The following is an 11,478-nucleotide window of genomic DNA, read 5'->3' as shown; positions in this document are numbered from 1 at the left end:
GTCTCCGAGATCGACCCCACCCGGCCGATCTCCACCCCGTTATAAGTCACCTTCGAACCCGGATCCATCACCAACCCAGCCCGCGCCGCCAACATCGTCAACTCCGTCTTTTCGGTGAAGGCGCCGCGAAATTGCCCATACACCAACGCCAAAATCAGCACGCACACTGCAAGCACGGCGACGGCGATCCACTTGTACGGCGGGGTCCGCTGCGAGTTGATCTGCACGGGTGAGCCGGGACCCGAATGTGTCGACAAGACCGCAGCTGCCCCTCTCCGCGGCCGTCCGGGTGCCGCGGCATTCAACCCCCGCCTCTGCCAGGGGCTCCCTACACACATGCAATAGCGAAGACCACTGAAATGTACCGTGGCGGCCGTGCTTGTGCGAACCGCCGTTCACAAAATAGGCGGACTTCCCCGGCCGGTGATGATGATCACCCGACTCCACGGCTCGGGTCTACGCTCAAACAGGACCTCAAACAGGACAAGGAAGGTGCGCGATGCTCGCAGCGTTCGGATTCGAATCCCTGGGTGTGGTCGTCGGCGACATGTATTTCATCGACCCGTCCCCGCTCGAGGGTCAGGAAACCCCGGAGCGGGGAGTCAGGCTGGAACTGCGCCTGGTCGACCGGTCCGACCCGCAGGGCTCGATCTACGCCGGCGTGCCGATCGCCTTCACCCGCCCGGTGTGGCGGGTGGATCTGTTCGGGTCCACCGAGAGCCCGCCCGGGACGCTGGACCGGGCCCATCACCACCCGCGGTTCAACGGCTGGGAACCCAGCCGCCGGCACTTCGTCCCCGAGCTGTCCGCCGACCCGGTGTCTTGGCTGACCGAGCAGCTGGCCGACCCGGCCGCCATCCTGGCCCGCGCCGGCGTCGACGCCGATGAGTTCAGCGAAGCCGACACCACCGGACTCGCGGCGGCGGCCCCGGAGATCGTCGCCGCGGTGAAACGATTGCTCGACGGCGTACGCGACGGCGAATTGGCCCCGGCCCCCGCCGAGCCGGTCGCCGCCGCCCGCACCGGCTGGCTCTGATCTTCGACCCGGCCGATATGGGCGTCAGCCCGACGATGACTGTTCTGGATTGTCGGCCTGCGCCCGGTCCTCGATGCTCCGTAACCGGTTGTCGTGCGCGGCCTGCCAGTGTTGGTCGGCCTGGTCTTGGAGCAGGTCGGGATCGTCCACCCCTTGGATAGCGAATCGCATGGCGGCCTGCTGGTAGTTATTCGCCGCCCGCTCGTGCGCGCGCGCCAACTCCTCGTGTCGCTGGGCGGCGGCGTGATGCGCGTCCTTGGCATTCCGCATCGACTCCTCGGCACGGTGACGCGCCAGGTCGACCGATTCCGGAGATGGCCGTTCGCCTGCCGCCAATTGACCGCGGCGTTGCTGAAGTTCCTGCACCCGCTTTTTGATCTTTGCGGTGCGTTTCGCCAAACTTGGTCGCCCGCCCCCGGATTCTTCAGCCATCGCTCACCTGCCTACGGTTGGCCCGTTCACGCGTATCGATGAGTTCCGCCGTCATTGTGCGCACGTCCCGGGGGCCGGGGTGACGGCACCGCGGCTGGCGAGTTGCTTCTGCGCGCGGCGTAGCTGTTGGGCACTGCGACCGCAGAGTTCGCGGGCCCGGTTCACCGCGGCCTGAGCCCGCCGATGGGTCGTGTCGAGATCGGCCTGGCTGACCCACGATTGCGCACGCGTTCGAAGGCGGCGATGAGATGCCGTCGGCGCAGCGCCGTCGGCCACGCGCACCCGGTGAGCATTTTGCCGACATGCCGATGAGCAGTACAGGGCATCGGAGCGGCCGTAGAAGCCGGCACCACAGACCGCGCAAGCCGACATAACCGCAGCATAGCCGTCACGCAACAGCTTGCGCTATGACCCTATTCGCGGTGCGCGGCGATTTGCTTTTCCGGGGCGCGTCGCCGGATTTCATGGGCGCGCCGCACGGTGCGCGCGGCTCTTTCCCGCGCGGTCCGCGCGGCCTGCCTGGCGGCCTCGGCTCGCGCGAGCGTCTTGCGGACTTCCTCGAGTGTCAAGCTGCGGTTGCCGTCGTCCATGGCGTTCCTTGGGTGCTGCCAACAGACTCAATGGCTACATAACCGGTCGTCGGAGGCGCGAAACCACCGTCGAGCTTCTGGCCACGGTGGGTTAGCGTCGTTGACGTGACACTCAATGACATCGCTTTGACCACCCTCGACGGCCGGCAGACCACGCTGGCCGAATTGTCCGACGGCGCAACGCTGGTCGTCAACGTAGCCTCCAAATGCGGGCTGACTCCGCAATACACCGCGCTGGAGAAGCTGGCCAAGGATTACGGCGACCGCGGCCTGACGGTCGTCGGTGTTCCCTGCAACCAGTTCATGGGCCAGGAACCGGGCACGGCCGACGAGATCCAGGAGTTCTGCTCCACGACCTACGGCGTGACATTCCCGCTGCTGGAGAAGACCGACGTCAACGGCGAGGACCGCCACCCGCTGTACGCCGAGCTGACCAAGACCCCCGACGCCGACGGCCAGGCCGGAGACATTCAGTGGAACTTCGAGAAGTTCCTGCTCGCGCCCGGCGGTGAGGTGGTGAACCGGTTCCGGCCCCGCACCGAGCCCGACGCCCCCGAGGTGATCGACGCCATCGAGGCCGTGTTGCCCCGCTAGACATGAAAACGGCCCCCGGAGAATCTCCGGGGGCCGTCTTACTTGGTAGCGGGGACAGGATTCGAACCTGCGACCTCTGGGTTATGAGCCCAGCGAGCTACCGAGCTGCTCCACCCCGCGTTGGTGAATGCCAGGTTACCGAACCCGCATCACGCCGACCAAATCGCGGGCTCAGCGGGGGTAACGGCCCCGGTTCGTTGCCCGCCTCAATGGGAAGGCGGGTTCAACCCATACCGCTGCGCGATGTCGTCCATCCACACGGGCGACCCGTACGTCAGCCCGTATTTGTCGGCCAGCTCGCCGAACTCGGGCAGCTCGTGCAGCGGCGTGCCGCCGGGGTCTTCGGAGTGCTCGACGAGCAACTCGCCGAGTTCGCGGAAATAGTTCTCGAAGCCGCCCGGCGTGATGACCTCGATGATGCGGCCCGGCTCGCTGCCGGCGTTCCACATCGCATGCATCTGCCCGCGGGGCTTGGTGATGTAGCCGCCGGGCCCCAGGACCACCTCGCTGTCGTCGGAGCGGAAGCCGATCTCACCGGCCAGGACGATCGAATGCTCGTCCTCCCGGGTGTGCCGGTGCGCCGCGGTGAGCAAGCCGACCGCGAACGGGTGCTCGACGATGGACACCTCGCCGCCGTTGGTCTTGCCGGACAGTTTGAACACCGCTCCGAAGCCGGGCAGGGCGACGTAATCGCCCTCCCCTGGCTGCACCACGGTCACCCCGATGTCGTTCAACTCGGTCATGTGACTCACCTTCCTCCGAACCTCCCTGCGCCGCAATGCCTTAATGGCCAAAGCGGCTGCGGCACCTCGACGCCGAACGGCTTGCCCCAGCCGTTGCGGGATGAAACCTCATGCACGGGACGGCGATTGGCCGCCACGCCCCACCTGCCCCGCGGGTAACCGAGTGCCAGCATGGCCGACATCGTCCAGCCTTCCTCGACGGGTACGCCGAGGATTTCGTTCACCTCGTCCTTGAAGTGGCGCAGTGTCATCGTCATGACGCCGCCGACACCTTCGGCGCGGGCGGCGAGCAACGCACTCCAGATCGCCGGGTAGATGTTGGCACCGCCGTAATCGTCGATGGCAAAGACGAAGAGCAGCAAGGGGATCTCTTCGAAATGGTCGGCGAGGTAATCCCCCGAGCCTTTCATCCGGCGCATGGTCGCGGCGTGGGCGACCGGGTCCGCACCCGGCGCCGGGGCCACCATCGTTCCCGTCCTGAAGTTCTCGTATTCCAGGGCGCGGGACTTGCGGAACAGTTGCGCGAACTCGCCGATGAGGTCCGGATCGTCGACGGCCACGAAGTGCCAGCGCTGGGTGTTGCCCCCGTTGGGGGCGCGAACGGCCGCATCGAGGATGCGGGCCTGAGTGTCCAGCGGAATCGGGTCCGGCCGCAACCGCCGCATCATCCTGGTGGTGTACAGCGCTTCGTAGATGTCCATTGCTCTCCGCCTTCGCTACTCGGGCCAGCTGTTGTGCAGGATCTGGTCGACGAAGTCGACGCGCTCAAAGGTCGGATCGAAGTGCGCCAGCACGTCGTCGTTCATGGTGCCGAAGGTGGTCTGCGGCCGGTGCTTCATGCCGCCGTTGAACGCCGCCAGGATCCGGTTCTTGAAGTCCGGGCGCGGGTGGGCGGCGGTCACCGCGGCCAGCGCCTCGGGCGCCAACTGCTCGCGCCCGACGCCGAGCACATCGACTTCCACGCCGGCCTGCAGCAGGGCGACCTCGGGCGCGAGGAACTCGGGCACGCCGGGCGTGGTGTGCAGCGCGATGCCCAGCCACACCTTGTCGGCGCCGGCCTCGTCGACGCCGTGGGCCGTCAAAAAGTCCCGGGCCGCGTTGGCGCCGTCGACCTCGAAGCGATCGCTGGAGCCGCGGTAACGCTCCGTCAGGCCGAGATCGTGAAACATCGCGCCGACGTAGAGCAGCTCCAAATCCGGTTGCAGTCCGCGGCGCAGGCCCCGCAGCGCGCCGAAGAAGAACACCCGGCGGGAATGGTTGAAAAGCAACTCGTCCTCGGTGTCTCGGATAAATTCGGTCGCCTCGCGCACCAGCGCGGTGTCGGGTACGTGGATGCCGGCGATGGTGTCGATCGAGCTGGTGGTCATGTTGGTCGTCTCCTTGTTCGGTGGCCGTCGGTAATGAGTGTGCGGCGGCGCGGACGATCCGACCCGTGCCGTTTGGGCCGTCCTCTCCACAGAAAGCGACACAATGGCTTGCGTGGCTGCAGCCAAAGCGCGTTCGCGGGTGGTGGTGATCGTCGTCTTCGACGGGGTGACGCTGTTAGACGTCGCGGGGGCGGGTGAGGTCTTCGTCGAGGCCAACCGGTTCGGCGCCGACTACCAGGTCAAGATCGCGTCGGCGGACGGGTGCGACGTGACCAGCTCGATCGGGGCCCGATTGGGCGTCACGGACAGCATTGCGGCGATCGATTCCGCCGATACCGTCATGGTTGCCGGCAGCGACGACCTGCCCCGGCGGGCGGTTGATCCCGCCCTGGTCGAGGCCATCCGCTCGGTGTCGGCACGCACCCGGCGCCTGGCGTCCATCTGCACGGGCTCGTTCGTCCTGGCGCAGGCCGGGGTGCTGCGCGGCCGGCGCGCCACCACGCATTGGCACGACACCCGGTTGTTGGCCCGGGCGTTTCCGGATGTCACCGTCGAGCCGGACGCGATCTTCGTCCGCGACGGCGACATCTTCACCTCGGCCGGGATTTCGTCGGGCATCGACCTGGCGCTGGCGCTGGTCGAAATGGACTACGGGACAGGGCTGGTCCGCGACGTGGCCCGCTGGCTGGTCGTCTACCTCAAACGCGCGGGCGGCCAGTCACAATTCTCGGTGCTGCTCGAGACCGATCCCCCGCCCCAGTCGCCGCTGCGGCCCGTCACCGATGCCATCGCGGCCGACCCCGGCGCCGACTACAGCGTAAAAAAGCTTGCGGCCCTAGCATCCTTGAGCACGCGCCAGTTGACCCGGCTCTTTCAATCCGAGCTGGGCATGACCCCGGCGCGCTACGTCGAATTGGTGCGGATCGACTTCGCCCGCAACTCGCTGGAGGCCGGCCGGTCGGTCACCGAGACCGCCGGCATGGCCGGCTTCGGCAGCATCGAAACACTGCGGCGGGCCTTCGTCAATCACCTGGGCATCAGCCCGAAGGCCTATCGGGACAGGTTCCGAACGGCCGGAATGGCCGGGGCCTGATGACTATTTGGTGTTGTTGTATTTGGTGATCGCGTCGTCCAACCGCTGCAGCGCCGCGCCGTAGCCGGCGAAATCGCCCTTCTTCTGCGCGTCCTTCGCCGCACCGATCGCCGCCTGAATCTCTTGCAGCGCAGCGGATTTAGCCGGGGACAGCGTCACAGATCCGTCGGGCACCGGCGGTGCGGCCACTGGCGGCGGCGATCCGGGCGATCCGGGCGTCGCGGCCGGCGCCGGCGTGATGGCCGGCGGACTGGCTGCGGGCGTACCGGATTCGGTGGGCTGGATGCCCGTCGCCGCCGCACCCGCACCCGGACCGAACAGTCCGGTCAGGGCGTCACGCACGGTGGGGCCGTAGCCGATCTTGTCGTTGTACATCATCGCCACCCGGATCAGCCGCGGGTACGACGACGCCGCGTCGCTGGCCCCCGGGGAGGCGTACACCGGTTCGACGTACAGCAGGCCGCCCTGCCCCACCGGCAGGGTGAGCAGGTTGCCCCACCGGATCCGGTTCTGGTTGTCGCGCCCGATCACGCCGAGGTCCTGGGACACCGCCGGATCGGTGGTGATCGCGTTGTTGGCCAGCTTGGGCCCGTTGACCTGACCCGGGATGGTCAGCACGGTGATCCGGCCGTACGTCGCCGGGTCGGAGCTGGCGCTGATGTAGGCGGCCAGGTAGTCGCGCTTGAACCTGTTCATCGCGCTGGTCAGCTGATACGACGCCGTATTGTCGTTCTTCGCAATGTTTTTCGCGACGATGTAGTACGGCGGCTGGTAGCTGCTGGCCGTCGGGTTCGGATCCAGCGGCACGTCCCAGAAATCCGATGTGGAGAAGAACGTCACCGGATCGTTGACGTGATACTTCGCGAGCAGCATCCGCTGCACCTTGAACAGGTCCTCGGGATAGCGCAGGTGCTCGGCCAGCTCCGGGGTGATGTCGCTCTTGGGCTTGACGGTGCCCGGGAAGACCTGCATCCAGGCCCTGAGCACCGGATCCTGTTCGTCCTGCTGATACAGCGTGACGGTGCCGTCGTAGGCGTCCACGGTCGCCTTCACCGAGTTGCGGATGTAGGAGACCCGCTTGTCGGGCGCCAGCTTGTTGAACGCCACCTCGTTGGAGTCCGCGGTCGCCGATTCCAGTGAGGTGAGTTCGGAATACGGGTAGTTGTCCAGCGTGGTGTAGCCGTCGATGATCCACACCAGTCGCTTGTTGACGATCGCCGGGTACACGGCGCTGTCGGTGGTCAGCCACGGCGCCACCGCCTCCACCCGCCGCGCTGGGTCACGGTTGAACAGGATCTTGCTGTTAGAGCCGATCACGTTGGAGAACAAGAAGTTTCGCTCGGCGAACTTGGCGGCGAACACGCTGCGCGACAGCCAGTCGCCGATCGGGACGCCGCCGACCCCGGTGTAGGTGTAGTTCTTGGTTTCGTTGCTGGTCTCGTAGTCGTACTCGCGGTCGTTGCCGTTGCGCCCGACGATCGCGTAGTCGGCCGACGTGTTGGAGATGACCGGTCCGTAGTAGACGCGCGGCTGGTCGAGTTGCGCCGGTCCGTCGGACACCACGCCGCCGTTGGCGCCGACGACGTTGACCAGGAACTCGGGATAGCCACCATTTTGGTTGGGGTCGTTGGCGATTCCGCGCACGGTGTTGGCCGGCGAAGCGATGAAGCCGTTGCCGTGGGTGTAGACGGTGTGCCGGTTGATCCAGTCCCGCTGGTTGTCGATCAGCCGGTCGGGGTTGAGTTCGCGGGCCGCCACGACGTAGTCCCGCAACGCCCCGTTGCGATCCTGGTAGCGGTCGATGGAGAGCTGATCGGGGAAGTAGTAGAAGTTCTTGCCCTGCTGGAACTGCGTGAACGCCGGGCTGACGATCGTCGGGTCGAGCAGCCGGATGTTCGAGGTAGTCGCGCGGTCGTCGGCGACCAGCTGGGCGGTGGCCTGCGCGTCGCCGGTGTAGTTGCGATAGGTGACCTGGTCCGAGGTCAGGCCGTAGGCCTGCCGCGTCGCGGCGATGCTCCGGCTGATGTATTCGCTTTCCTTCTGCGCGGCATTGGGTTTGACGCTGATCTGCTCGACGATCAACGGCCACCCGGCGCCCACGATCAGCGACGACAACAGCAACAGGACCAGCCCGATCGCCGGAATCCTCAAGTCCCTGAGCACGATCGCGGAGAACACCGCGGCCGCGCAGATCAGCGCGATCGCCATCAGGATCAGCTTCGCCGGCAGCACCGCGTTGATGTCGGTGTACCCGGCGCCGGTGAACGGTTTGCCGCCGCGGGTGTGCGACAACAACTCGTAACGGTCCAGCCAGTAGGCGATCGCCTTGAGCAGGACCAGCACCCCGACCAGGGTGACCAGTTGGATCCGCGCCGAACGGCTGAGCGCGCCCGTGCGGCCGGACAGCCGGATGCCACCAAAAATGTAGTGGGCCAACAGATTGGCCAGGAACGCCAGGAAGACGGCAACGAACAGGTAGCTGAGCAGCAGCCGGTAGAACGGCAGCTCGAACGCGTAGAAGCCGAGATCCTTGCCGAACTGCGGGTCCCTGATGCCGAAGTCGCCGCCGTGCAGGAACAGTTGGATGCGCACCCAGTAGCTTTGCGCGACGATGCCGGCCAGCAGGCCGATCGCCACCGGGATTCCGGCGCTCGCCAGTCGCAACCGGGACAGCACCAGGGCGCGGTAGCGCGCCACCGGATCGTTGTCGTTGCTCGGCACGAACACCGGCCGGGTGCGGTAGGCCACCGCCAGCCCGGCGAACACGATGCCGCCCACCAGCAGACCGGCGATCAAAAAGACCACGAACCGGGTGACCAGCACGGTGGAGAACACCGATCGGTAGCCGAGCTCGCCGAACCACAGCCAGTCGACATAGGCGTCGATCAGCCGTGGACCCGCGAGCAGCAGAGCGATCACACCCAGTGCGATCAGGATCAGAATCCGGCTACGCCGAGTCAGCTTCGGCATCCGTGCGGTGGGCCGCATCCCCACTGGCTACGCTCCCTGATCGATTGCTAGACGGTGACAACTCTACGCATGGCGCTACCCGTGATCGCCGAGGTTCGCTAGCAGCTTGGCGGCTGCCCACCCGACCCGATCGCGTGCAGCGCATCCACTGCCTGGCCGAGCGTCTCGACCTTGACCAATCGCAGACCGGACGGATTGTCCGAGCTGGCCTCGAAACAGTTTTTCGCCGGCACCAGGAATACCGTGGCCCCCGCCGCGTGAGCGGCGACCATCTTGTGGGTGATGCCGCCGATCTGGCCGACCTTGCCGTCGGCCGTAATGGTCCCGGTGCCCGCGATGAAGTTCGACTTGGCCAGGTCGCCGGTGGTCAATTTGTCGACGACCGCCAGGCTGAACATCAGGCCGGCCGACGGGCCGCCCACGTTGGCCAGGTTGAAGTCCACGGTGAAGGGCGCCCACGGCGCGTCGAGCACGGCGACGCCCAGGAAGCCGTAGTCGCGGTCTTTGTTGGCACCCAGCGTGATCTGTGCCACGCCGGCCGGCTCGTTCTTGCGGCGGTAGTCGATGGTCGCTACCTGGCCGGGCTTGGTGTTCTTCAGCAATCCGGTGAACTCGTCGACGGTGGCCACCGGGACGCCGTTGACCGCGTCGATGGCGTCGCCGGTCTTGAGCTTGCCCGCCGAAGGGCCCGGCTCGGGGACTTTGGCGACCGTGACGGCCGCCGGGTACTTGAGGTAGCCCAGGGCCGCGTAGGCGGCGCTGTCCTCGGATTGCTTGAAGTCCGCGTTGTTGGCCTTGTCGACATCCTCGCGCGACTTACCGGGCGGGTAGATGAGGTCGCGCGGCACCAGCTGTTCCTGGTCCGAAAGCCACAGCGTCAGCGCCTCGCCCAGCGTCAAATCGTCGCGCTGGGACACCGTGGTCATGTTGAGGTGGCCGGTCGTCGGGTGCGTCTGGGTGCCCTCGATCGCCACCACCTGCTTGCCGTCGACCTCGCCGAGCGTGTCGAAGGTGGGGCCGGGCCCAAGCGACACGAACGGCACCGTCACCACCGCCAGCAACACGCCGAACGCCACGATCGGCACCAGCGCGACCACCAAGGTCAGGATGCGCCTGTTCACGCCGATCACACTAGACGGCGGCCGCGGCGCGGTGTTCAGCTGCAACGTCGGGCTAGCGGGTTCAGCTACAAGCTGACCCGAGGTCGCGCCGTCCGACCCCGTGGTGAGTACCGTTGAGGGTATGGCTGACCTGCCTTTCGGCTTCTCGTCCGGAGACGACCCCGACAAACGCGGGAAAAAAGATCCCGACTCGGGCTCGAACCCGTCCGACCCGTTCGCCGCCTTCGGCATGAGCGGTGAATTCGGCATGGGCGACCTGGGGCAGATCTTCACCCAACTGGGTCAGATGTTCAGCAGCGCGGGCACCGTCGGGCAAGGCGGAACCGCCTCGGGTCCGGTCAATTACGAGTTGGCGCGACGGGTCGCGACGAATTCGATCGGCTTTGTGGCGCCGGTTCCCGACACCACCAACTCGGCGATCTCCGACGCGGTCCGCCTGGCCGAAACCTGGCTGGACGGGGCCACGGCGCTGCCGGCGGGCACCACCAGGGCGGTGGGTTGGACCCCCGGCGACTGGGTCGACAACACACTGGAGACGTGGAAGCGGCTGTGTGACCCGATGGCCCAACAGATTTCGACGGTATGGGCGGCGTCGCTGCCCGAAGAGGCCAAGAGCATGGCCGGCCCGCTGCTGCAGATGATGTCGCAGATGGGCGGCATGGCCTTCGGCTCGCAACTCGGACAGGCGCTCGGCCGCTTGTCCCGCGAGGTGTTGACGTCGACCGACATCGGTTTGCCGTTGGGGCCCAAGGGAATTGCGGCGGTGATGCCCGACGCCGTCGAATCGTTCGCCACCGGGCTGGAACGGCCGCGCAGCGAGGTCCTGACGTTCCTGGCCGCGCGGGAGGCCGCCCACCACCGGCTGTTCAGCCACGTGCCGTGGCTGTCGAGCCAACTGCTCGGCGCCGTCGAGGCGTACGCGATGGGCATGCAGATCGACATGTCCGGAATCGAGGAGCTGGCGCGCGACTTCAATCCGGCGTCGCTGTCGGATCCGGCGGCGATCGAAAACCTGCTCGGGCAGGGCGTTTTCGAGCCCAAGGCGACGCCGGCGCAGACGCAGGCCCTGGAACGCCTGGAAACGCTGCTCGCCCTGATCGAGGGCTGGGTGCAGGTGGTGGTGGCCGCCGCGCTGGGCGACCGGATCCCCGGCGCGGCCGCACTGGGCGAGACGATGCGCCGCCGCCGGGCCAGCAGCGGCCCGGCCGAGCAGACCTTCGCGACGCTGGTCGGGCTGGAGCTGCGGCCCCGCAAGATGCGGGAGGCCGCCGCGTTCTGGGAGCGCCTGACGGAGGCCGCCGGGGTCGACGCCCGCGACGGCATCTGGCAACACCCCGACCTGCTGCCCGACGCCGACGACCTCGACGAGCCGGCGGGCTTCATCGACCGGGTCATCGGTGGCGACACCAGCGGTATCGACGAGGCCATCGCCAAACTCGAGCGGGAGGGTCAGGGTCCCGACGGACCGGGCCCCGACGCCGGCCCTGTGGATAACTGACCGGGCCACCGCCCCGCGCGTGACACAGTTGCGC

General features: G+C 67.1%; 12 protein-coding genes and 1 tRNA gene. 4 read left to right on the top strand and 9 right to left on the bottom strand.

Translation table 11 applies throughout. The features are described from left to right. Nucleotides 1-227 (bottom strand): MlaD family protein (locus A5688_RS08560; protein ID WP_120312502.1); only part of this gene is annotated, 227 nt, incomplete at its 3' end. Nucleotides 228-499: 272 nt separating this feature from the next. On the opposite strand from A5688_RS08560, the gene A5688_RS08555 reads away from it, so the two are divergent. Beyond that, on the top strand, nt 500-1,036 hold the full coding sequence (locus A5688_RS08555) for a hypothetical protein (protein ID WP_067833259.1): 537 nt from the start codon (nt 500-502) through the stop codon (nt 1,034-1,036). A gap of 24 nt (nt 1,037-1,060) precedes the next feature. On the opposite strand, the gene A5688_RS08550 is transcribed toward A5688_RS08555, so the two are convergent. Both A5688_RS08550 and A5688_RS27705 read right to left on the bottom strand, forming a co-directional pair. Then, entirely contained in the window at nt 1,061-1,468 is a 408-nt protein-coding gene (locus A5688_RS08550; RefSeq protein ID WP_067833256.1) for a hypothetical protein, read from the bottom strand. A gap of 413 nt (nt 1,469-1,881) precedes the next feature. After that, on the bottom strand, nt 1,882-2,058 hold the full coding sequence (locus A5688_RS27705; RefSeq protein ID WP_165606919.1) for a hypothetical protein: 177 nt from the start codon (nt 2,056-2,058) through the stop codon (nt 1,882-1,884). Between the two features lie 105 nt (nt 2,059-2,163). Here A5688_RS27705 and A5688_RS08545 point away from each other — a divergent pair, with 105 nt between their 5' ends. Beyond that, nucleotides 2,164-2,652: a glutathione peroxidase gene (locus A5688_RS08545; RefSeq protein ID WP_067833253.1), complete on the top strand. Its 489-nt coding sequence runs from the start codon at nt 2,164-2,166 to the stop codon at nt 2,650-2,652. A gap of 43 nt (nt 2,653-2,695) precedes the next feature. Here A5688_RS08545 and A5688_RS08540 read toward each other — a convergent pair. From A5688_RS08540 to A5688_RS08525, 4 genes are all read right to left on the bottom strand, one after another. Next, nucleotides 2,696-2,772: transfer RNA gene (locus A5688_RS08540), tRNA-Met, on the bottom strand. A gap of 86 nt (nt 2,773-2,858) precedes the next feature. Continuing rightward, complete coding sequence (locus A5688_RS08535; RefSeq protein WP_067833250.1) at nt 2,859-3,395, bottom strand: cupin domain-containing protein; 537 nt, start codon at nt 3,393-3,395, stop codon at nt 2,859-2,861. Between the two features lie 5 nt (nt 3,396-3,400). Further along, the gene (locus tag A5688_RS08530; protein WP_067907722.1) at nt 3,401-4,096 is read right to left on the bottom strand and encodes a nitroreductase family protein; all 696 of its coding nucleotides are present in this window, start codon (nt 4,094-4,096) and stop codon (nt 3,401-3,403) included. A gap of 15 nt (nt 4,097-4,111) precedes the next feature. Continuing rightward, the gene (locus A5688_RS08525) at nt 4,112-4,762 is read right to left on the bottom strand and encodes an HD domain-containing protein (RefSeq protein ID WP_067907719.1); all 651 of its coding nucleotides are present in this window, start codon (nt 4,760-4,762) and stop codon (nt 4,112-4,114) included. Between the two features lie 103 nt (nt 4,763-4,865). Between A5688_RS08525 and A5688_RS08520 the strand changes: the two genes are divergently transcribed. Continuing rightward, nucleotides 4,866-5,855, top strand: coding sequence for a GlxA family transcriptional regulator (locus tag A5688_RS08520; RefSeq protein WP_207546625.1), 990 nt, complete (start codon nt 4,866-4,868; stop codon nt 5,853-5,855). A gap of 3 nt (nt 5,856-5,858) precedes the next feature. Here the strand turns inward: A5688_RS08520 and A5688_RS08515 are convergent, their stop codons facing one another. Both A5688_RS08515 and A5688_RS08510 read right to left on the bottom strand, forming a co-directional pair. After that, on the bottom strand, nt 5,859-8,849 hold the full coding sequence (locus A5688_RS08515; protein ID WP_068268117.1) for a UPF0182 family protein: 2,991 nt from the start codon (nt 8,847-8,849) through the stop codon (nt 5,859-5,861). Between the two features lie 74 nt (nt 8,850-8,923). Further along, on the bottom strand, nt 8,924-9,946 hold the full coding sequence (locus A5688_RS08510; protein ID WP_067833304.1) for a YlbL family protein: 1,023 nt from the start codon (nt 9,944-9,946) through the stop codon (nt 8,924-8,926). A gap of 103 nt (nt 9,947-10,049) precedes the next feature. Here A5688_RS08510 and A5688_RS08505 point away from each other — a divergent pair, with 103 nt between their 5' ends. Further along, the gene (locus tag A5688_RS08505) at nt 10,050-11,444 is read left to right on the top strand and encodes a zinc-dependent metalloprotease (protein ID WP_165606918.1); all 1,395 of its coding nucleotides are present in this window, start codon (nt 10,050-10,052) and stop codon (nt 11,442-11,444) included. Nucleotides 11,445-11,478: the final 34 nt, after the last annotated feature.

Origin of the sequence: Mycobacterium mantenii (assembly GCF_001667865.1) — a bacterium.
Taxonomy (GTDB): Bacteria; Actinomycetota; Actinomycetes; order Mycobacteriales; family Mycobacteriaceae; genus Mycobacterium; species Mycobacterium mantenii_A.
Note: the sequence above shows the minus strand (reverse complement) of the source record. Positions and strands in the feature narration are given on the sequence as shown.